Source organism: Williamsia sp. M5A3_1d, from assembly GCF_053345315.1.
On the sequence record NZ_JBKEZX010000004.1, the window covers coordinates 416,875 to 437,860 of the forward strand.

The 20,986-nt window shown below is 69.0% G+C and carries 17 protein-coding genes; 10 read left to right on the forward strand and 7 right to left on the reverse strand.

The window, feature by feature from the left end:
* Nucleotides 1-126 precede the first annotated feature (126 nt).
* From uvrC to ppc, 9 genes are all read left to right on the forward strand, one after another.
* A complete protein-coding gene (gene uvrC, locus ACLBW1_RS18860) occupies nucleotides 127-2,181 on the forward strand; it encodes an excinuclease ABC subunit UvrC (RefSeq protein WP_447813324.1) in 2,055 nt (684 codons plus the stop codon).
* A gap of 26 nt (nucleotides 2,182-2,207) precedes the next feature.
* Nucleotides 2,208-3,104, forward strand: a complete 897-nt coding sequence (gene rapZ, locus ACLBW1_RS18865) for an RNase adapter RapZ (protein ID WP_447813622.1) — start codon at nucleotides 2,208-2,210, stop codon at nucleotides 3,102-3,104.
* The gene (locus ACLBW1_RS18870) at nucleotides 3,101-4,099 is read left to right on the forward strand and encodes a gluconeogenesis factor YvcK family protein (RefSeq protein WP_447813325.1); all 999 of its coding nucleotides are present in this window, start codon (nucleotides 3,101-3,103) and stop codon (nucleotides 4,097-4,099) included. The genes rapZ and ACLBW1_RS18870 overlap by 4 nt, the downstream gene beginning before the upstream one ends.
* 197 nt (nucleotides 4,100-4,296) lie before the next feature.
* Nucleotides 4,297-5,274, forward strand: a complete 978-nt coding sequence (gene whiA, locus ACLBW1_RS18875) for a DNA-binding protein WhiA (RefSeq protein WP_200932760.1) — start codon at nucleotides 4,297-4,299, stop codon at nucleotides 5,272-5,274.
* A 92-nt stretch (nucleotides 5,275-5,366) separates the two neighbouring features.
* Nucleotides 5,367-6,386, forward strand: coding sequence for a type I glyceraldehyde-3-phosphate dehydrogenase (gap, locus tag ACLBW1_RS18880; protein WP_447813326.1), 1,020 nt, complete (start codon nucleotides 5,367-5,369; stop codon nucleotides 6,384-6,386).
* Nucleotides 6,387-6,403: 17 nt separating this feature from the next.
* Nucleotides 6,404-7,615 (forward strand): phosphoglycerate kinase, encoded by a 1,212-nt coding sequence (locus ACLBW1_RS18885; protein ID WP_447813327.1) that lies wholly within the window; start codon nucleotides 6,404-6,406, stop codon nucleotides 7,613-7,615.
* Between the two features lie 7 nt (nucleotides 7,616-7,622).
* Nucleotides 7,623-8,411, forward strand: a complete 789-nt coding sequence (tpiA, locus tag ACLBW1_RS18890; protein WP_447813328.1) for a triose-phosphate isomerase — start codon at nucleotides 7,623-7,625, stop codon at nucleotides 8,409-8,411.
* 80 nt (nucleotides 8,412-8,491) lie between these two features.
* Nucleotides 8,492-8,725 (forward strand): preprotein translocase subunit SecG, encoded by a 234-nt coding sequence (gene secG, locus ACLBW1_RS18895; RefSeq protein WP_045822693.1) that lies wholly within the window; start codon nucleotides 8,492-8,494, stop codon nucleotides 8,723-8,725.
* Between the two features lie 73 nt (nucleotides 8,726-8,798).
* Nucleotides 8,799-11,651, forward strand: a complete 2,853-nt coding sequence (gene ppc / locus ACLBW1_RS18900) for a phosphoenolpyruvate carboxylase (RefSeq protein WP_447813329.1) — start codon at nucleotides 8,799-8,801, stop codon at nucleotides 11,649-11,651.
* Between the two features lie 12 nt (nucleotides 11,652-11,663).
* Here ppc and ACLBW1_RS18905 read toward each other — a convergent pair whose 3' ends face one another.
* From ACLBW1_RS18905 to tkt, 6 genes are read right to left on the reverse strand one after another with little or no spacing between them, the layout of a single operon-like run.
* On the reverse strand, nucleotides 11,664-12,212 hold the full coding sequence (locus ACLBW1_RS18905) for a TetR/AcrR family transcriptional regulator (RefSeq protein ID WP_447813330.1): 549 nt from the start codon (nucleotides 12,210-12,212) through the stop codon (nucleotides 11,664-11,666).
* Between the two features lie 8 nt (nucleotides 12,213-12,220).
* The gene (gene pgl / locus ACLBW1_RS18910; RefSeq protein WP_447813331.1) at nucleotides 12,221-13,012 is read right to left on the reverse strand and encodes a 6-phosphogluconolactonase; all 792 of its coding nucleotides are present in this window, start codon (nucleotides 13,010-13,012) and stop codon (nucleotides 12,221-12,223) included.
* Nucleotides 13,009-13,944, reverse strand: coding sequence for a glucose-6-phosphate dehydrogenase assembly protein OpcA (locus ACLBW1_RS18915; protein WP_447813332.1), 936 nt, complete (start codon nucleotides 13,942-13,944; stop codon nucleotides 13,009-13,011). The genes pgl and ACLBW1_RS18915 overlap by 4 nt, the downstream gene beginning before the upstream one ends.
* A gap of 52 nt (nucleotides 13,945-13,996) precedes the next feature.
* Entirely contained in the window at nucleotides 13,997-15,538 is a 1,542-nt protein-coding gene (zwf, locus tag ACLBW1_RS18920; RefSeq protein WP_447813333.1) for a glucose-6-phosphate dehydrogenase, read from the reverse strand.
* A gap of 5 nt (nucleotides 15,539-15,543) precedes the next feature.
* Nucleotides 15,544-16,662 (reverse strand): transaldolase, encoded by a 1,119-nt coding sequence (tal, locus tag ACLBW1_RS18925; protein WP_447813334.1) that lies wholly within the window; start codon nucleotides 16,660-16,662, stop codon nucleotides 15,544-15,546.
* A gap of 5 nt (nucleotides 16,663-16,667) precedes the next feature.
* Nucleotides 16,668-18,767, reverse strand: coding sequence for a transketolase (gene tkt, locus ACLBW1_RS18930; protein ID WP_447813335.1), 2,100 nt, complete (start codon nucleotides 18,765-18,767; stop codon nucleotides 16,668-16,670).
* A gap of 256 nt (nucleotides 18,768-19,023) precedes the next feature.
* Here tkt and ACLBW1_RS18935 point away from each other — a divergent pair, with 256 nt between their 5' ends.
* The gene (locus tag ACLBW1_RS18935) at nucleotides 19,024-20,004 is read left to right on the forward strand and encodes a heme o synthase (RefSeq protein ID WP_447813336.1); all 981 of its coding nucleotides are present in this window, start codon (nucleotides 19,024-19,026) and stop codon (nucleotides 20,002-20,004) included.
* Between the two features lie 12 nt (nucleotides 20,005-20,016).
* Here ACLBW1_RS18935 and ACLBW1_RS18940 read toward each other — a convergent pair whose 3' ends face one another.
* Nucleotides 20,017-20,982: a quinone oxidoreductase family protein gene (locus ACLBW1_RS18940; protein ID WP_447813337.1), complete on the reverse strand. Its 966-nt coding sequence runs from the start codon at nucleotides 20,980-20,982 to the stop codon at nucleotides 20,017-20,019.
* Nucleotides 20,983-20,986 lie beyond the last annotated feature (4 nt).

Sequence of the window (20,986 nt, forward strand, 5' to 3'; positions counted from 1 at the left end):
GCCCACCTCACCTGTCGTCGGTCCTGGCGTGCCGGTGATGGTAACCCCGCGACACGCGTGCGGCGGGCCCCTCGCGGGGCGAGCGCGGACCGACCGTCGTCGGTGCGCCGTACTAACCTGGGACCCGTGCCCGATCCGACGACCTACCGCCCGGCACCCGGGAGCATCCCGGTGGCGCCGGGGGTCTACAAGTTCCGGGACACCTACGGCCGCGTGATCTACGTCGGCAAGGCGAAGAGCCTCCGGTCGCGCCTCACGTCGTACTTCGCCGACCTGTCGGGCCTGCACCCGCGAACCCGCCAGATGGTGACCACCGCCGCGTCGGTCGAGTGGACCGTGGTCGGTACCGAGGTCGAGGCACTGCAGCTCGAATACAACTGGATCAAGGAGTTCGATCCCCGCTTCAACGTCCGCTACCGCGACGACAAGACCTACCCCATGCTGGCGGTCACCCTCAACGAGGAATACCCACGGCTGTTCGTCTACCGCGGTCCGCGCCGCAAAGGGGTCCGTTACTTCGGGCCCTACGCCCACGCCTGGGCCATCCGCGAAACCCTCGATCTGCTGACCCGTGTCTTCCCTGCCCGCACCTGTTCCGCCGGGGTGTTCAAGCGTCACAGGCAGATCGACCGCCCGTGTCTGCTGGGATACATCGACAAGTGCGCCGCGCCCTGCGTCGGAAGGGTCAGCGCCGCCGAACACCGCGAGATCGTCGACGACTTCTGCGACTTCCTCGCCGGCAAGACCGACAAGATGATCCGTCAGCTCGACAACCAGATGGCCGCCGCGGCAGCAGATCTCGACTTCGAACGCGCGGCGCGGCTGCGCGACGACGTCGGTGCCCTGCGCCGGGCCCTCGAGAAGCAGGCGGTGGTACTCGGCGACGGCACCGACGCCGACGTCATCGCCATGGTCGCCGACCAGCTCGAGGTGTCGGTGCAGATGTTCCACGTGCGCGACGGCCGCGTGCGCGGTGAACGCGGATGGGTCGTCGAGCGGACCGACGTCATGACCGGCGGCGCCGAGAGTGACTCCGACGATGCTGATCTCGGCGAGCAGGTGGGACAGTTCCTCACCCAGTTCTACGGTGAGCAGATCGACCAGAACGCGACGGTGAAGGGCTCCGGCGGCGAGGACCGGAACGACACCGTCCCGCGTGAGGTGCTGGTGCCAGTCCTGCCCCCCGACGCCGACGAGTTCACCCGGTGGCTCTCCGATCTGCGCGGGGCCGCGGTCGATCTCCGCGTACCCCAACGAGGCGACAAGAAGGCGTTGATGGAGACCGTCGAACGCAACGCGGGGGAGGCGCTCACCCGACACAAGCTGCGCCGCGCCGGCGACCTCACCACACGCTCGGCCGCGCTCACCGAGATCCAGGAGACCCTGGGTCTCGACATCGCGCCGCTGCGTATCGAGTGCATCGACATCTCCCATGTGCAGGGCACCGATGTGGTGGCGTCGCTGGTGGTGTTCGAGGACGGCCTGCCGCGCAAGTCCGACTACCGGCACTACTCGATCAAGGAGGCCGCCGGCGACGGCCGCTCCGACGATGTCGCCTCGATCGCCGAGGTCACCCGCCGCCGGTTCCTGCGACACCGCACCGACCATCTGCCGGACACCGTGACCACCACGGGCGAGGAAGCCGGTGCGGACGTCGTGGCCGATTCGGGCGACGGCGGCGACATGGCGCCGGAGGCCTCGATCGATCCCGCGACGGGTCGGCCCCGCCGGTTCGCCTACCCGCCCAACCTGTTCGTCGTCGACGGCGGCGGGCCCCAGGTGCGCGCGGCCGCGGCGGTGCTCGACGATCTCGGTGTGACCGACGTCGCCGTCGTCGGCCTGGCGAAGCGGCTGGAGGAGGTGTGGACACCCGACGACGACGATCCGGTGATCTTCCCACGCACCAGCGAGGCACTGTTCCTGTTGCAGCGGGTCCGCGATGAGGCACACCGGTTCGCCATCACGTTCCACCGAAGCAAACGCAGCAAGCGGATGACGGCGTCGGTACTCGACGGCGTGCCCGGTCTCGGGCAGAGCCGCCGGGCGGCGCTGGTGTCGCACTTCGGGTCGGTGGCCAACCTGCGCAGCGCCACCGTCGAGGAGATCTCCGGGGTCCCCGGCATCGGCCGGTCGACGGCGCTCGCGGTCCAGCGGGCCCTCACCGACGGGACGCAGTCGTGAACGCCTCGGCGGGTCACGGGGCCGAGATGGACGTGTTGTTGGTCACCGGAATGTCCGGTGCCGGTCGGGGCACGGTAGCGAAACTCCTCGAGGACCTCGGCTGGTACGTCGCCGACAACGTGCCCGCCTCCCTCATCGCGGACATGGTGTCGGTCGCCCGCTCCGACGACCCCGCTCTCACGCGGTTGGCGATGGTGATGCGCGCCGGCGCAGCACGATTCGCCACCGAGGTCGCCGAGTTGCGCGGCGAGCTCGCCGCGGCCGGGCATCGTCCGCGTCTGCTGTTCCTCGACGCCGACGACGCCGCCCTCGTCCGCCGGTTCGAGCAGGTACGGCGTCGACATCCGTTGCAGGACAGTGGGACCCTGATCGAGGCCATCGGTCGGGAACGATCGGTGTTGCGCGCCGTCGCCGAATCCGCCGACCTCGTGGTCGACACCTCCACCCTGTCGGTCACCGCTCTGCGCGAGATCGTCGACAACGCCTTCGCTCAACCCAGCGCGACCGACGTACGGATCACGCTGCAGTCCTTCGGTTTCAAGTACGGCCTCCCGATCGACGCCGATCTCGTCGCCGACGTCCGCTTCCTCCCGAACCCGTACTGGGTCCCGGAGTTGCGCGAGCTCAACGGACTCGATGCGCCCGTGTCGCAGTACGTCCTGCGGCAGGACGGCGCCGACGACTACCTCGCCGCACTCGAACAGGTCATCCGCCTGACCGCCCGCGGGTATCAGCGTGAGGGCAAGCGATACATGACCGTCGCCATCGGTTGTACCGGCGGGAAGCATCGCAGCGTCGCGATGTCCCACGAGATGTGTCGCCGACTGTCGTCGGCGTCGGAGCGTGGTGAGAACGGTTCCGCGGCCGCCGAGAACGGTGCGTTCGATGCGCGCGTTGCCCATCGGGACCTGGGTCGCGAATGACGGCGAGCGTCGACGTCGGCCGCGTGGTCGCCCTGGGCGGCGGGCACGGGCTGTTCGCCACTCTGACCGCCATGCGTCGCATCAGCACCGATGTCACCGCGGTGGTGACGGTCGCCGACGACGGCGGATCCTCGGGTCGCCTGCGGTCGGAGTTGTCGGTGATCCCACCGGGCGATCTCCGGATGGCGTTCGCCGCACTCCTTGCCGCCGACGGTGCGCATCCGGGTGACGGTGCCACGACGAACGACCCGGATCTGTGGGTCACGTTGTTACAGCATCGATTCGGCGGTCGAGGAGCACTCGCGGGACATCCCGTCGGCAACCTGGTGCTCGCCGGTCTCACCGAGGTGCTCGGCGACCCGGTGGCCGCGCTCGACGCCATGAGAGACCTGTTCGGGGTCACCGGCCGGGTGCTGCCGATGTCGACGGTCCCGCTGAGCATCGAGGCCGACGTGTCAGGACTGGAGGTCGATCCGCGGATCAGTCGCAGCATCACCGGGCAGGTCGCGGTCGCGACGACGCCGGGCAAGGTACGGCGGGTGCGGCTCCTCCCTGCGGACCCGCCGGCGTGCTCGCAGGCCACCGATGCCATCGCCGCAGCCGATCTCGTCGTCCTGGGCCCCGGTTCGTGGTTCTCCAGCGTGATCCCACACGTCCTCGTCCCTGATCAGTTGCAGGCCTTGAAGACCACCGACGCACGCCGGATGCTGTTCGTGAACCTCGCACCCGAACTCGGTGAGACCAGTGGTTTCTCGGTGGAACGTCACCTGCACGTATTACATGCGCACGCCTCGGATCTGCGCATCGACGATGTGATCGTCGATGTCGGCTCCGCGCCCGCGGGTCGCGAACGCGACCACGTCGAACGCGCGGCGGCACGTTTCGGCGCGCAGCTGCGCATCGGGGATCTCGCGCGCGACGGGACCCATGTACACGATCCGGAGAAATTGGCAGCCATGGTGCATACGCTGTGCGCAGGTTCGGCAGATGGCTAGGCTGTCGGGGCGATAGACGGGTCCGCGCACCCGTCCGGACACGCGGGGGCCCCGAGTGACTCATCGACGGTGAGTCATCGCCGGTGCGTCGCCCACGACACGAGACCGGCAACCGCACGACGCCGTCGCGGCGCGCACGGCGGCCCGACGCGAGACATCTGGGGATCACCCCGGCAGGAGGACGACAACCGGTGGCGATGACAGCAGCCGTCAAGGACGAGCTGAGTCGATTGGTGGTCACGCAGACCAGCTGTCGCAGGGCCGAGGTGTCTGCGTTGCTGCGCTTCGCCGGCGGACTCCACATCGTGGCCGGCCGCGTGGTGGTGGAGGCCGAGGTCGATCTCGGCAACGTCGCCCGGCGACTCCGCAAGGAGATCTTCGATCTGTACGGCTACAACTCCGAGGTCCACGTCCTGCGCAGCGGCGGACTGCGCAAGAGCGCCCGCTACATCGTCCGCGTCACCAAGGACGGCGAGGCACTCGCCCGACAGACCGGGCTGCTCGACATGCGCGGTCGCCCGGTGCGTGGTCTGCCCGCCCAGGTCGTCGGCGGTGGTGTCGCCGACGCCGAGGCGGCCTGGCGAGGCGCGTTCCTCGCCCACGGATCGCTCACCGAACCCGGCCGCTCGTCGGCGCTGGAGGTCAGCTGCCCGGGACCCGAGGCCGCTCTGGCGCTCGTCGGCGCAGCCCGTCGGCTGGGTGTGGCCGCGAAGGCCCGTGAGGTCCGCGGGGCCGACCGTGTCGTCATCCGCGACGGCGAGGCCATCGGCGCACTGCTCACCCGGATGGGCGCACAGGACACCCGGCTCACGTGGGAGGAACGCCGGATGCGGCGCGAGGTCCGCGCCACGGCGAACCGGCTCGCGAACTTCGATGACGCGAACCTCCGTCGGTCGGCGCGCGCCGCGGTCGCCGCGGCCGCCCGTGTGGAGCGGGCCCTCGACATCCTCGGCGACACCGTCCCCGATCACCTGCTCAACGCCGGACGACTGCGGGTGCAACACCGCCAGGCCTCACTGGAGGAACTCGGCCAGCTCGCCGATCCGCCGATGACGAAGGACGCGGTCGCCGGTCGCATCCGCCGACTGCTCTCGATGGCCGACAAAAAGGCCCGAACCGACGGCATCCCCGACACCGAGTCGGCGGTGACGTCGGAACTGCTCGACGAGGCGTGACGATCCGGCCTGGCGGCGCCGCGAGAGTGGGCTCCGTTTAGGCTTGGGTCACCGTAGTGATCGACTCCATCTCCACAAGCAAGGAGCACATAGTGACCGTTCGGGTAGGCGTCAACGGATTCGGCCGCATCGGCCGCAACTTCTTCCGTGCCGTCGAAGCGCAGAAAGCGCTGGGCACCACCGACATCGAGATCGTCGCCGTCAACGACCTGACCGACAACGCCACCCTGGCGCACCTGCTGAAGTTCGACTCGATCCTCGGCCGCCTCGACGCCGACGTGTCGCTCGAGGGCGATGACACCATCGTCATCGGTGACGCGAAGCTGAAGAGCCTGTCGGTCAAGGAGGGCCCCGCGGCCCTGCCGTGGGGTGACCTCGGCGTCGACGTCGTCGTCGAGTCGACCGGCATCTTCACCAAGCGCGACAAGGCGCAGGGCCACCTCGATGCCGGCGCCAAGAAGGTCATCATCTCCGCGCCCGCGTCCGACGAGGACATCACCATCGTCCTCGGCGTGAACGACGACAAGTACGACGGCAGCCAGAACATCATCTCCAACGCCTCGTGCACCACGAACTGCCTCGGCCCGATCGCCAAGGTCCTCAACGACGAGTTCGGCATCGTCAAGGGCCTCATGACCACGATCCACGCCTACACCCAGGACCAGAACCTGCAGGACGGCCCGCACGCCGATCTGCGCCGCGCCCGCGCCGCCGCGATCAACGTCGTGCCCACCTCGACCGGTGCCGCCAAGGCCATCGGCCTCGTCCTCCCGGAGCTCAAGGGCAAGCTCGACGGCTACGCCCTGCGCGTGCCGATCCCGACCGGCTCGGTCACCGACCTCACCGCGCACCTGCGCACGGCCGCGACGGCCGACGAGATCAACGCCGCCATGAAGGCCGCCGCCGAGGGACCGCTCAAGGGGATCCTCAAGTACTACGACGCGCCGATCGTGTCGTCGGACATCGTCACCGACCCGCACAGCTCGCTGTTCGACGCCGGCCTCACCAAGGTCATCGACGACCAGGCCAAGGTCGTCTCCTGGTACGACAACGAGTGGGGTTACTCCAACCGCCTCGTGGACCTCATCGGTCTCGTCGGCAAGTCCCTGTAAGGGTCGGCCCGCACCTCATGGCACTCGCATCACTGAAAGACCTGCTCGACTCCGGGGTGTCCGGGCGCACCGTGCTGGTGCGGTCGGACCTCAACGTCCCGCTCGACGGCTCGACCATCACCGACCCGGGGCGCATCGTCGCCTCGGCGCCGACGATCGCGAAGCTCGCCGACGCCGGTGCGTCGGTGATCGTGACCGCCCACCTCGGCCGCCCGAAGGGTGAGCCCGACCCGACGTTCTCCCTCGCACCGGTCGCGCAGCGGCTGGGGGAGGAGCTGGGCCGCAACGTCCAGCTCGCCTCCGACGTGGTGGGTACCGACGCGCTGGCACGCGCGGAGGGTCTCACCGACGGCGACGTGCTGCTGCTGGAGAACATCCGGTTCGATCCGCGCGAGACATCGAAGGATCCCGCGGAACGCGAGAAGCTGGCCAGGGCGCTCGTCGAACTCGTCGGTGACGACGGCGCGTTCGTCTCCGACGGTTTCGGCGTCGTCCATCGCGAGCAGGCCTCGGTGTACGACGTCGCGAAGCTGTTGCCGCACTACGCCGGTGGGCTGGTGGAGTCCGAGGTGAAGGTGCTCGAGAAGCTCACCGCCGAGGTGTCCCGCCCCTACGCCGTCGTGCTGGGCGGGTCGAAGGTGTCGGACAAGCTCGGCGTCATCGAGGCGCTCGCGCCGAAGGTCGACACGCTCGTCATCGGCGGCGGCATGGCGTTCACCTTCCTGGTGGCCCAGGGGCTGACGGTCGGCAACTCGCTCCTGCAGGACGACCAGGTCGGGGTGTGCAAGGACCTTCTCGAGAGGTTCGGCGACGTGATCCACCTGCCCGTCGACGTGGTCATCGGAGATTCGTTCTCGGCGGACGCCGAGGCCAAGACGGTTGCCGTGCAGGACATCCCGGACGGGTGGATGGGTCTCGACATCGGGCCGGAGTCGGTCAAGCGCTTCGCCGCGGTGCTCTCGGGCGCCCAGACGATCTTCTGGAACGGCCCCTCGGGGGTGTTCGAGTTCGACAAGTTCGCCGCGGGCACGCGCGGTGTGGCCGAGGCCATCGCCGCGGCCACCGCCGACGGTGCGTTCAGCGTGGTCGGCGGCGGCGACTCGGCCGCCGCGGTGCGTCACCTCGGACTGTCCGACGACGCGTTCTCGCACATCTCGACCGGCGGTGGGGCATCGCTGGAATACCTCGAAGGCAAAGAGCTGCCGGGGCTGAAAGTTCTGGAGGACTGACCCCATCGTGGCCACCCGCAAGCCGCTCATCGCCGGCAACTGGAAGTGCAATCTCAACCACCTCGAGGCGATCGCCCTGGTGCAGAAGATCGCGTTCGCCCTGCCCGCGAAGTACTTCGACAAGGTCGACGTCACCGTCATCCCGCCGTTCACCGACATCCGCAGCGTGCAGACCGTCATCGACGGCGACAAGCTCCTGCTGACCTACGGTGCACAGGATCTCTCCGAACACGACTCGGGCGCCTACACCGGCGAGATCAGCGGCGCGTTCCTCGCCAAGCTCGGATGCACCTACGTCGTCGTCGGACACTCGGAGCGACGCACCCTGCACGCCGAGACCGACGAGGTCGTCCTCGGCAAGGCCACCGCCGCGCTGCGCCACGGCCTCACGCCGATCGTCTGCATCGGCGAGGGACTCGAGGTCCGCGAGGCGGGCGACCACGTCTCGTACAACGTCGACCAGCTGAAGGGGTCGTTGGCCGGGTTGACCGCCGAACAGATCTTCAAGGTCGTCATCGCGTACGAGCCGGTGTGGGCCATCGGCACCGGACGGGTGGCGAGCGCGGCCGACGCGCAGGAGGTCTGTGCGGCGATCCGGGCGACGCTGGCCGAACTCGCCGACGCCGAGGTCGCGGCATCGGTGCGGGTCCTCTACGGAGGATCGGTGAGCTCGAAGAACGTTGGCGAGATCGTCGGACAGACCGATGTCGACGGCGCCCTCGTGGGCGGGGCATCACTGAAGTCCGACGAGTTCGCGACCCTGTCGGCGATCGCCGCCGGTGGGCCCCTGCCCTGATCGGGGCCGATCACCACGTAGACTCCCATTGCGTTCGCGGCATCCGCCGTTCTCGCGTGACGACCAAAGGACCCTCGGCAGTGAAGCTCGTCTTGGACATCGGATTGGTGATCACCAGTGTTCTCATGGTGGTCCTCGTGCTGCTGCACCGCGGCAAGGGTGGCGGCCTGTCGTCACTCTTCGGCGGCGGCGTCCAGTCGAGCCTGTCCGGATCGAGCGTCGTCGAGCGCAACCTCGACCGCCTGACCATCTTCGTCGGCATCATCTGGTTCATCTTCATCCTCGGCATCGGGCTGGACATCAAGCTCTCCTGAGCCTCCGCCCGACGCTCGGACTGCCGTCGCACGCTCCAGGCGCGATACTGGTGCGATGACGGAACAGTCCAGGATGACGGAACAGTCCACGGCACCAAGCGGTCCCGAGCCGACCACCCCCTCCGACACCCTCACCGCCCCGTCGGACGCCCGGGTCACCTCCACCGCCACCGGTCGTGCGGCCACCGAGCCTCTTCGTGAGGACATCCGGCTGCTCGGTGGACTGCTGGGCGACATCGTCCGCGAACACGCGGGCACCGACATCTTCGACCTGGTCGAACGCGCCCGCGTCGAATCGTTCCGTGTCCGCCGGTCCGAGATCGACCGCGGGGAACTCGCCGACACGCTCTCGGGCGTCGACGTGTCCGAGGCCATCCCGGTCATCCGGGCCTTCAGTCATTTCGCGCTGTTGGCGAATCTCGCCGAGGATATCCACCGCGAGCGGCGACGCGCCATCCACGTCCGGGCCGGCGATCCGCCGGTGGCCAGCAGCCTCGCGGCCACCCACGCCAAACTCGACGCCGCCGGCCTCGACGACGCCACGGTGGGTGCGGCCCTGGCCGACGCGGTGGTGGTCCCCGTCATCACCGCCCACCCGACCGAGACACGACGCCGGACCGTGTTCGAGACCCAGCGGCGCATCACCGACCTCATGCGCTTCCGCGGGCGCACCGAGCTGACGCCGGCCGAGGACGACGAGGTGGTCGCCGGCCTGCGGCGACAGATCCTCACGCTGTGGCAGACGGCCCTCATCCGCCTCGAGCGCCTGCGCATCGAGGACGAGATCGAGGTGGGCCTGCGCTACTACGACGCAGCGTTCTTCGAGGTGATCCCCGCGATCAACGCCTCGTTGCGGGCCGAACTGCGCGCCCGGTACCCCGAGGCCGGTCTCGGCGACGACCCGATCCTGCGGATGGGCTCCTGGATCGGCGGCGACCGCGACGGCAACCCCTTCGTCACCGACCGCATCGTGGCGATGGCGACCGGTCGCGCCGCCCAGACCGCGCTCACCCATCACCTCGAGCAGCTGACGATCCTCGCCCAGGAGCTCAGCATGTCGTCACGTCTGGTGACGGTCAGCGACGCGGTGATCGAGCTGGGCGGCGGGGACGAGGGCGACGTCGCGACCGACGAGCCGTACCGCCTCGCGCTACGGCACATCCGTTCCCGCCTCCTCGCGACCGCCCGGCTCCGGTTCGGCGACGACGTCGCCCCGCTGGCCGACGCCTTCGTCGACACCGCCGCAGAGCCGTACGCGGCGGCGCCCGATCTGCTCGCCGATCTCGACGTCATCGACGCCTCCCTGCGCGACAACCGCGACTCCGCGCTGGCCGACGACCGACTGCTCACCCTCCGGGAGGCGGTGCGCACCTTCGGGTTCCATCTGTCCGGCCTCGACATGCGACAGAACTCCGACATCCACGAGGAGGTCGTCGCCGAGCTGTTGGCGTGGGCCGGGGTCCACGACGACTACGCCGCACTCGACGAGCCCGCGCGGGTCGAACTGCTCACCCGCGAGCTGTCCGACCGACGCCCGCTGGTCCGTCCCGGAGCCGAACTCGGCGAGCTGGCCGCGAAAGAACTCGCCATCGTCACCGCGGGTGCGAAGGCCGTCGCCGACTACGGCCCCGAGGCGGTCCCGAACTACATCATCAGCATGTGCACCTCGGTCAGCGACATGCTGGAGGCGATGATCATGCTCAAGGAGGCCGGGCTGTTCGACCCGGGGTCATCCGAGCAGGGCCCGCGGTGTTCGGTACGCGTGGTGCCGCTGTTCGAGACCATCGAGGATCTTCAGCAGGGCGCATCGACACTGCTCGCCGTGCTCGATGTGCCGCTGTACCGCGATCTCGTCGCCGCTCAGGGGGACATCCAGGAGATCATGCTGGGGTACTCCGACTCGAACAAGGACGGCGGTTACCTCGCCGCGAACTGGGCGCTCTACCGTGCCGAACTCGACCTGGTGGAGGCCGCCGAGAAGTCCGGTATCCGGTTGCGCCTGTTCCACGGACGCGGCGGGACCGTCGGCCGCGGTGGTGGCCCCAGCTACGACGCCATCCTCGCCCAACCCCCGGGCGCGGTACAGGGATCGCTGCGGATCACCGAGCAGGGTGAGGTGATCGCGGCCAAGTACGCCGAGCCGGTGCTGGCGCGCCGCAACCTCGAGACGCTGCTCGCCGCGACCATAGAGTCGACCCTGCTCGACACCGAGGGCCTCGGCGACGCCGCCGACGGCGCCTACGAGATCCTCGACGACCTCGCCGCCCGCGCACGGTCGGCCTACGGCGCACTCGTCCACGACACCCCCGGTTTCGTGGAGTACTTCACCAGTTCCACGCCGCTGTCGGAGATCGGGGCACTCAACATCGGCAGCCGCCCGGCGTCGCGCAAGCAGACCGAGAAGATCACCGACCTGCGCGCGATCCCGTGGGTGCTGTCGTGGACACAGTGTCGGGTGATGCTGCCCGGGTGGTACGGCACGGGTACAGCCTTCAAGGAATGGATCGGCGACGACCCCGACCGCCTCGCGACGCTGCGCGGCTACTACCGCCAGTGGCCGTTCTTCCGCACGGTGATGTCGAACATGGCGCAGGTGCTCGCGAAGTCCGATCTCGGATTGGCCGAACGGTATTCGCATCTGGTGAGCGACGAGGACCTGCGGGCCCGGGTGTTCGGCATGATCGTCGCCGAACACCGCACCACCACCGAGATGTACTTCGCGATCACCGAATCCGACGATCTGCTGGCCGACAACCCGGCGCTGGCCCGCTCGGTGTTCAACCGGTTCCCGTATCTCGAGCCGCTCAACCTGCTGCAGCTCGAACTCCTGCGCCGATTCCGTGCGGGCGACGACTCGCCGCAGGTCCGTCGCGGGATCCAGCTCACCATGAACGGGCTCGCCACCGCGCTGCGCAACAGCGGGTGAGCGGCTCGCGGCTCAGCGGGCGGTGAAGACGGCGAACACCTCGTGGAGTCCGTCGGCGTCGAACGGCCCGAGTGCGTCGCGGTGGTGCAGGAACCCGATCCCGGCGAACAGCAGTGCCGCAGCGCGGACCTCGGCGGTGCGTCGGTCGAATCCCGACTCGACGAGTGCGTCGCGGACCATGGTCACGACGAGTCGGTCCATCGTGCGAACGGTCTCGGCGACCGCGTCGTCGGTGCGCGCCCATTCACGCATCGCGACCTCGACCGCGCGGACACGTTCGTCGAAGAGGGTCCGGGCCATGGCCTCGATGCGTTTCGCCGGCGGGAGCGACCCCAGCTCGGTGACCCGCGCCATGTTCGCGGCCTGCAGCTCCTGCCAGCGGCGCGCGACGGCCACCATGAGTCCGTCGATGTCGGTGAAATGCCAGTAGAAACTGCCCTTGGTGACACCGAGCTGCTCGCACAGGCGCGAGATCTTCACCCCGGCCACGCCGTCGGCGACGAGCAGGTCGAACGCCGCGTTGACCCAGTCCTCGACCGACAGACGTGGCGAACGCGCCATCTACGCCCTCACAGGGGGTGGGCGGCGTCGGGATCGAGCGACGCGGCGGCGGGGGAGTCGAGGAACCACACGGTCGCCTCGCTGCCGTGCACGGCCGCGCAGGGCCACTGCGCAGGATCGCCGCCGGTCACCCCGGCGGCGGCCGCCTGCGCCTTGTCCTCGCCGGCGACGAGGAACCAGACCTCGCGGGAGCGACACACCACCGGCACGGTCAGTGTGATCCGTCGCGGAGGCGGCTTGGGAGAGTCGAGCACCGACACCACGGTGTCGGTGCGCTCGGCGAGAGCGGGGGTGTGCGGGAACAGCGAGTTGATGTGGCCCTCGCCGCCCATGCCCAGCAGGTGGACGTCGAAGGTGGGGCTCGCCGCACCGTGACCGGCGTCGGTGAGCCATTGCCGGTACTGGTCGGCCGCGGCCTCGATGTCGTCGCCGAACTCGCCGTCCGACGGTGCCATCACGAACACCCGCGAGCGATCGACGCCGACGTGGTCGAGGAGAGCCTCCGACAGCTGCTTGTGATTGCGCTCGTCGTCGCTGTCGGCGACGAATCGCTCATCGCCAAACCACAGGTCGAGTCGCGCCCAGTCCAGTGGCTCGTCGGCCGCCGTCGCGGCGTTGTCGCGCAACCACTCCGCGATCGCGACGCCGTTGCTGCCGCCGGTGAGGACCAGCGACGCCGAGCCACGCTCACGCTGCGCGATCACCAGGGTCTGCACGAGCCGGATACCCGCGGCCTCGATGAGCGCGACCTTGTCGTCGGACACGACGACCTCGGGAACCGGGACCTCGAACGATGTCATGCCGACACCCCTTCTGCCGCACCTGAGGGCTCGCGGCGGATCTGCGCGGCGCCCTGCAGCGCCAGGTGGTACACCTCGTCGGGATCGAGTCGGCGGAGTTCCTCGGCGATGCAGTCGCGCACGCCGCGCGTGCTCATCGCGACGCGGCCGTCGGGTTTGCCGGGGTTCGACAGGACGGCGTTGTTGTTGCCGTCGACGGCGAGGACCAGCGGCCCGGTCGTCCGCTCGAGGCGGACCTCGAAGCTGCCGACGTGCCGCAGGGTGTCCACGCCGAGCTGCGCGCGCAACCACCCGGCGAGCAGGTCGATCGACGGCGACCGGTCGGGCCCGCTCACCACGACACGCTCGACCGGCTCGTGCGGGGGTCGGTCGAGGGCGGCGGTGAGGATGGCCCGCCAGTAGGTGATCTGCGCCCACGCGAGGTCGGAGTCGCCGGGTGCGTAACCGGCGAGCCGCTCGGCGAGGATCGTGTCGGGGTCGGTGGCCTTGGCCGCGTCGGTGATGCGGCGGGTGCCCAGACGTCCCACCGGGTCGGTGGCGGGCTCGCTCGGCGCCTCCCCGGGCCACCAGGTGACCACCGGGGTGTCGGGCAGGAGGAACGGCACCACAACGCTCTCGGCGTGCTCGGCGAGGTCGCCGTAGAGACGCAACACCACCACCTCCGAGGCGCCCGCGTCACCGCCGACGCGGATCTGGGCGTCGAGACGTGCTGCGGCAGCGCGGTTTCCGAGCGACACCACGATCACGCGGCACGGATGCTCCCGGCTGGCGTCGTTGGCGGCCTCGATCGCACCCTCGGTCGGTTCACCCTCGTCGGCGCACACCACCAGGGTGAGCACCCGGCCGAGGGTGACCGCGCCACCGGACTCGCGCATCTTCACGAGTTTCTTGCTGACCTTCTCGGTCGTCGTCGCGGGCAGGTCGAGAATCATCGGCAGTGTTCCTTCGTGGGAGAAGATCGCGAGAGCTCCGGGTTCGACACCTCTAGGGCCGACGCCACACGCGCCCCACCCGGGTCATCATGTCCTCGGCCGACCGCGGCCCCCACATGCCCGACTCGTAGGTGTCGGGGGTGCCCTGCGCGGCCCACGCCTGCAGCACCGGGTCGAGGATCTTCCACGACAACTCCACCTCGGCGTTGACGGGGAACAGCGACGGCTCGCCGAGCAACACGTCGAGGATGAGCCGCTCGTAGGCCTCGGGGGAGGACTCGGTGAACGCCTGGCCGTAGCTGAAGTCCATGTTGACGTCACGCACCTGCATGCTCGATCCCGGCACCTTCGATCCGAAGCGCAGCGTGATGCCCTCGTCGGGCTGCACCCGGATCACCAGGGCATTCTCGCCGAGTTCCTCGGTCATGGTCTTGTCGAACGGCAGGTGCGGCGCCTTCTTGAACACCAGGGCGATCTCGGTGACCCGGCGGCCCAGGCGTTTCCCGGTGCGCAGGTAGAACGGCACACCCGCCCACCGGCGACTGTCGACCTCGACCGCGATGGCCGCGAACGTCTCGGTGATCGAGTCGGCCGCGAAGCCCTCCTCGTCGACCAGGCCGGGTACCGATTGGCTGCCCTGCCATCCCGGGCCGTACTGGCCTCGCGCGGTGTTCAGTTCCAGCGGCAGGATGTTGCGGGTCGCCGAGAGCACCTTGATCTTCTCCGCCTGCAGCTCCCGCGGCTCGAAGGAGACCGGCTCCTCCATGGCCACGAGCGCCAACAACTGCAGCAGGTGGTTCTGGATCACGTCGCGCGCGGCGCCGATGCCGTCGTAGTAGCCGGCGCGACCGCCGAGGCCGATGTCCTCGGCCATGGTGATCTGGACGTGGTCGACGTAGTGCGAGCTCCACAGCGGATCGAACAGCTGATTCGCGAACCGCAACGCCAGGATGTTCTGGACGGTCTCCTTGCCCAGATAGTGGTCGATGCGGAACACCGAGTCCTCGGGGAAGACCCCGTTGACGACCGCGTTGAGCTCCTTGGCGCTCGCGAGATCGTGGCCGAACGGCTTCTCGATGACCACTCGCCGCCAGTTGTCGCCGGTCTGCTGGGCCAGTCCCGACCGCTGCAACTGCTCGCACACCGTCGGGAACGCCTTCGGCGGCACCGACAGGTAGAACGCGTGGTTGCCGTCGGTACCGCGTCGAGAATCCAGATCGGCGAGGGTCGCGGCCAGCTGATCGAAGGCGGCGTCGTCGTCGAAGGATCCCTGCACGAAGCGGAATCCCTCCGACAACCGCTCCCACACGTCCTCACGGAACGGTGTGCGGGAGTGGTCGCGGACGGCGTCGTGGACCACCTGACCGAAGTCCTGGTCGTCCCAGTCGCGGCGGGCGAACCCGACGAGCGCGAAGCTCGGTGGCAGCAGACCCCGGTTGGCGAGGTCGTAGACCGCGGGCATGAGCTTGCGCTTGGCCAGGTCGCCGGTCACACCGAAGATGACCAGGCTGCAGGGACCCGCGATCCGGGGCAGGCGCTTGTCGCGCGAGTCCCGGAGCGGGTTGGTCCAGCCGGTGTCGGTGGCTGCCGTCACCGGTGTCAGCCCTTGGCGGATTGCAGCTGCTCGGTGGTCGCGTCGAGCAACTCACCCCAGGCCTTCTCGAACTTGTCCACGCCCTCGTTCTCGAGGGTGAGGAACACGTCGGTCAGGTCGATCCCGAGCGCCGAGATGGCGTCGAAGATCTCCTGCGACTCGGGGCCACGGCCCGCGAGGGACTCGGTGTCGACGGTCCCGTGGTCGGCGAAGGCCTGCATCGTCTTCTCCGGCATCGTGTTGACCGTGTTCGGCGCCACGAGCTCGCTGACGTACAGCGTGTCGGAGTAGTCGGGGTTCTTCACCCCGGTCGATGCCCACAGCGGGCGCTGGGGGCGCGCACCGTCGGCGAGCAGCGCCTGGAAGCGCGACTCGACCTCGAACACCTGCTGGTAGGCGACGTAGGCCAGGCGGGCATTGGCCAGGGCGGCCTTGCCTTTGAGTTCGGTCGCCTCCGGCGTGCCGATGGCGTCGAGCCGGGAGTCGATCTCGGTGTCGACACGCGAGACGAAGAACGACGCGACCGAGTGGATGGTCGAGATGTCGTGGCCGGCCTTCTTGGCCGCCTCGATGCCGTCGAGGTAGGCACCCATCACCGCGCGGTACCGCTCCACGGAGAAGATCAGCGTGACGTTGACGCTGATGCCCTCGGCGAGCGTCTTCGCGATGGCCGGGATGCCCTCCTCGGTCGCCGGGATCTTGATGAGCAGGTTGGGGCGGTCGACGATCTTCCACAGCTCGACCGCCTGGGCGGCCGTCTGATCGGAGTCGTGGGCCAGGCGCGGGTCGACCTCGATCGACACCCGGCCGTCGACACCGTTCGACGACTCGTACACCGGCGCGAAGATGTCGCAGGCGTTGCGGACGTCGTCGGTGGTGACGGTGCGGATGGTGGCGTCGACATCGGCGCCCTGACCGGCGAGTTCGTTGATCTGCTCGTCGTAGCTGTCGCCGGCCGACAGCGCGGCCTGGAAGATCGACGGGTTGGTGGTGACACCGACGACCGAGCGGGTGGCGATGAGTTCGGCGAGGTTGCCCGAGGAGATGCGCTCACGCGACAGGTCGTCGAGCCACACCGACACCCCTGCCTCGGACAGGTTCTCGAGATTCTTGTTCTGGGTCATGCTGGTCATCCCTTCGCGTTCGTGATGGAGCGCTGAGCGGCCGCGACCACGGCGTCGGCGGTGAAGCCGTACTCGCGGAACAGGGTCTCGGCGTCAGCGGACTCGCCGTAGTGCTCCAGCGAGATGATCTCGCCGGCGTCGCCGACGATCTTGTACCAGGGCATCGCGATGCCGGCCTCGATGGACACGCGGGCCTTGACCGTCGGCGGGATCACCTGGTCCCGGTAGTTCTGGTCCTGGCTCTCGAACCACTCCACACAGGGCATCGACACGACGCGCGCCGCGATTCCCTGCTCCTCGAGCTTCTTTCGTCCCTCGACGGCGTACTGGACCTCGGAACCGGTGGCGATGATGACCACCTCCGGCGCCCCGTTCGCCGCGTCGGCGAGGACGTAACCGCCCTTGGCGACGCCGTCGGCGCTGGTGCCCTCGAGGATCGGGACACCCTGTCGGGTCAGTGAGAGACCGACCGGGCCACTGCTCGACGACCGCGCGATCACCGACTTCCATGCGTACGCCGTCTCGTTGGCGTCGCCGGGGCGGACCACCGACAGGTTGGGGATGGCGCGCAGCGCCGCGAGGTGCTCGATCGGCTGGTGGGTCGGACCGTCCTCGCCGAGCCCGATGGAGTCGTGGGTCCAGACGTAGATGGGATCGATGTCCATCAGGGACGCGATCCGCACCGCGGGGCGCATGTAGTCGGAGAACTGCATGAACGTGCCGCCGTAGACCCGGGTCGGGCCGTGCAGCACGATGCCGTTGAGGATCGACCCCATCGCGTGCTCACGAATCCCGAAATGCAGTGTGCGGCCGTAGGGTTCGGCGTCCCAGTCGTCGGTCGAGATCGACGTCGGCCCGAACGACTTCGCGCCGTCCATCGTGGTGTTGTTCGAGCCGGCGAGATCGGCCGAACCGCCCCACAACTCGGGCAGCACCGGGGCGAGTGCGGTGAGCACCTTGCCCGACGCGGCGCGGGTCGCCGGCCCCTTGTCGCCGACCTCCCATGTCGGCAGGACGTCGGCCCAGCCGTCGGGGAGTTCGTCGGCCGTGAGGCGATCGAGCAGGGCCTTGCGCTCGGGGTTGGCCTTCGCCCAGGCGTCGAACTCGGTGCTCCACCGTGCGTGGTCGTCGCGACCACGCTCGACGAGCTCACGGGTGTGCGCGATCACCTCGTCGGCGACGTCGAAGGTCTTCGCCGGGTCGAACCCGAGGATCTCCTTCGTCGCCGCGACCTCGTCGTCGCCGAGCGCCGAGCCGTGCACGCCGCCGGTGTTCATCTTGTTCGGCGCGGGGTAGCCGATGATGGTGCGCAGCAGGATGATCGACGGCTTGTCGGTGACGGCCTTCGCGTTGGCGACCGCCTCCTCGATGCCGGTGACGTTCTCGCCGCCCTGCACGGTCTGCACGTGCCAGCCGTACGCCTCGTAGCGCTTGGCGGTGTCCTCCGACAGCGCGATGTCTGTGTTGTGCTCGATGGAGATCTTGTTCTCGTCGTAGAACAGGATGAGGTTGCCCAGCTGCTGGGTACCGGCGAGCGAGGACGCCTCGGAGGTGACGCCCTCCTCGATGTCGCCGTCGGAGGCGACGACGTAGATGTGGTGGTCGAAGATGCTCTCGCCGATCGCGGGCTCGGGATCGAACAGACCGCGCTCGCGGCGCGCGGCCATGGCCATCCCGACCGCCGACGCCAGGCCCTGGCCGAGCGGACCGGTGGTGATCTCCACACCGCGGGTGTGGCGGAACTCGGGGTGCCCCGGGGTCTTGGACTTGAAGGTGCGCAGCGCCTTGAGGTCGGCGAGCTCGAGACCGAAGCCACCGAGGTAGAGCTGGATGTAGAGGGTGAGGCTCGAGTGACCACACGACAGGATGAACCGGTCACGACCGAGCCACGCGGTGTCGTTCGGATCGTGGCGCATGACGCGCTGGAAGAGCGTGTACGCAAGCGGGGCGAGGCTCATGGCGGTGCCGGGGTGGCCGGATCCACACTTCTGCACCGCATCAGCGGCGAGCACCCGCACGGTGTCGACGGCTCTGGTGTCGAGATCGGTCCAACCCTCCGGATGTGACGGCTGGGTCAGGGCGCGGATCTCGTCTGTCACTGCCACTTTGTGAACTTCTCCTGTGTCGGTCGCATCGAGCCGGGACGGAGTCGGAGAAGCGGCGGTAGCGCTTGTCACCCGACTCGGGGCCAAGCGTAGTCCGCAGGTCCCTCGCCCGGGCGGTCGCCGGGGTGTCGCGTGTGCGGCACCCCCGAGCGGCGTCAATTGTCGGTCGGGGCGCGTCGGCGTCTACCATTCCGTGTAGTAGACGAAGCAGTTGGTGGAGTCGGTATCTATTTCGGGACCAGGAGCGTCAGTGGAGATGGGGCACAGCGTGGGTGGACACGGATCCGCGGCCACCCGGCCCGGACTGTCACCCGGAGTCCCCGAGCCTGCGTCCGGTGCGAGTCGGGCGCGGCAGATCTTCTTCGCGTACATCGCCCTCACCAAGCCGCGGGTCATCGAGCTCCTGCTGGTGGCCACCGTCCCGGTCATGCTCCTCGCCGATCGCGGATCCATCGACATCGGTCTGATCGCGATCACTCTCGTCGGCGGCTGGCTCGGCGCGGCGAGCGCCAACACCCTCAACATGGTCATCGACCACGACATCGATCAGAAGATGAAGCGCACCGAGCGGCGCCCGCTGGCACGCCACGCGGTGTCGCGCATGCACGCTCTGGTCTTCGGCCTGGTCCTCGGGGTCGCATCCTTCGCCGTGCTGTGGGCGTATGCGAACCTGCTGTCCGCGCTGCTCGTCACCGCGACGATCGCGTTCTACGTCTTCGTCTACACCATGATCCTCAAGCGCCGCACCTGGCAGAACGTCGTCTGGGGCGGTGCGGCCGGGTGCATGCCGACACTCGTCGGCTGGGCCGCGGTCACCGGCTCGCTCAGCTGGCAGCCGGTGGTGCTCTTCGCCGTCATCTTCTTCTGGACGCCGCCGCACACCTGGGCGCTCGCGATGCGGTACAAGGAGGACTACAAGGCGGCGGGCGTGCCGATGTTGCCGGTGGTCGCCACCGAACTCCACGTCGCGCGACAGATGGTCTACTACACCTGGGCCACGGTCGCCTCGACCCTCGTCCTGGTGTGGGCCACCGGCCCGATCTACGCGGTCGTCGCGATCGGCGCGGGCGCGTGGTTCCTGCGGGCCGTGCACAAGCTCCTCGTCGCGACCCGTCGCGGCGAGCCCATCACGCCGCTCAAGGTCTTCCTGCAGTCGAACGAGTACCTGGCCATCGTGTTCTGCGGTCTGGCCGTCGACTCCGTCGTGCACCTGCCCACCGTCGCGAGCTGGTTCTGACCCACCTCCCCGTCAGGGGATGAGGACGATCGATCCGGTCGTCGCGCGTCCGGCCAGATCGGTGTGCGCCTGCGCCGCCTCGTGCAGCGGATAGCTCGCACCCACCCGCACCGAGAGCCTCCCGTCGGCCACCGCTCCCATCACCTCACCGGTGCGCCAGGCGAACTCGTCGGCGTCAGTGGTGAAATGCGCCAGGGTCGGCCGCGTGATGTGCAGTGAACCGAGCCCGTTGAGCCGTTGCACGTCGAACGGCGGAACGGGCCCGCTCGCCGCCCCGAAGACCACGACCGTCCCGCGAACACGTGCCGCCCTCAGCGACTGCTCGAACGTGTCGGCCCCGACACCGTCGTAGACCACCGCCACCCCTGCGCCGTCGGTGAGCGCACGGACCTGCTCGGCGACGTCGTCGCCGTAGCGCAGGACATCGGTGGCGCCGGCACCGCGGGAGAGCTCCTCCTTGGCGTCGGTGGAGACCGTGGTGATCACCCGGATGCCCGCGGAGGTGGCCAGCTGGGTCAGCATGAGCCCGACACCACCGGCGCCGGCGTGGACGAGCACCGTGTCACCCGCGACCGGGTGGGCGCTGCCGTCGAGCAGATAGTGCGCGGTGAGGCCCTGCAGCAGCACACACGCCGCGGTGGCGTCGTCGACCGCGTCGGGGACCTCCACCGCCCGATCGGCACGCACGGTCACCTGCGCGGCGTAGGAACCCGGTGCGTCGCACCACGCGACACGGGTGCCGACACGGTCAGGGGACACACCTTCGCCGACGGCCGCGACCGTTCCCGACCCTTCACTGCCGGGGACGTACGGCGGATCCGACGGATACAGACCCGACCGGAAGTAGGTGTCGATGAAGTTGACCCCGACCGCCGCCACGTCGACGAGGAGTTCGCCGGGACCGGCGACCGGACTGTCCAGATCAACGACCTGGAGGACCTCGGGACCGCCGTGGCGTGTGACATGTATCGCTCGCATGCCT

Bases quoted from the DNA above. Each gene is read 5' to 3' on its own strand.
- ACLBW1_RS18940 (WP_447813337.1), bottom strand. From the start codon at position 20,982: ATGCGAGCGATACATGTCACACGCCACGGCGGTCCCGAGGTCCTCCAG.
- whiA (WP_200932760.1), top strand. From the start codon at position 4,297: ATGACAGCAGCCGTCAAGGACGAGCTGAGTCGATTGGTGGTCACGCAG.
- pgl (WP_447813331.1), bottom strand. From the start codon at position 13,012: ATGACATCGTTCGAGGTCCCGGTTCCCGAGGTCGTCGTGTCCGACGAC.
- tal (WP_447813334.1), bottom strand. From the start codon at position 16,662: ATGACCCAGAACAAGAATCTCGAGAACCTGTCCGAGGCAGGGGTGTCG.
- ACLBW1_RS18870 (WP_447813325.1), top strand. From the start codon at position 3,101: ATGACGGCGAGCGTCGACGTCGGCCGCGTGGTCGCCCTGGGCGGCGGG.
- ACLBW1_RS18915 (WP_447813332.1), bottom strand. From the start codon at position 13,944: ATGATTCTCGACCTGCCCGCGACGACGACCGAGAAGGTCAGCAAGAAA.
- rapZ (WP_447813622.1), top strand. From the start codon at position 2,208: ATGGACGTGTTGTTGGTCACCGGAATGTCCGGTGCCGGTCGGGGCACG.
- ACLBW1_RS18935 (WP_447813336.1), top strand. From the start codon at position 19,024: ATGGGGCACAGCGTGGGTGGACACGGATCCGCGGCCACCCGGCCCGGA.
- ppc (WP_447813329.1), top strand. From the start codon at position 8,799: ATGACGGAACAGTCCACGGCACCAAGCGGTCCCGAGCCGACCACCCCC.
- ACLBW1_RS18885 (WP_447813327.1), top strand. From the start codon at position 6,404: ATGGCACTCGCATCACTGAAAGACCTGCTCGACTCCGGGGTGTCCGGG.
- ACLBW1_RS18905 (WP_447813330.1), bottom strand. From the start codon at position 12,212: ATGGCGCGTTCGCCACGTCTGTCGGTCGAGGACTGGGTCAACGCGGCG.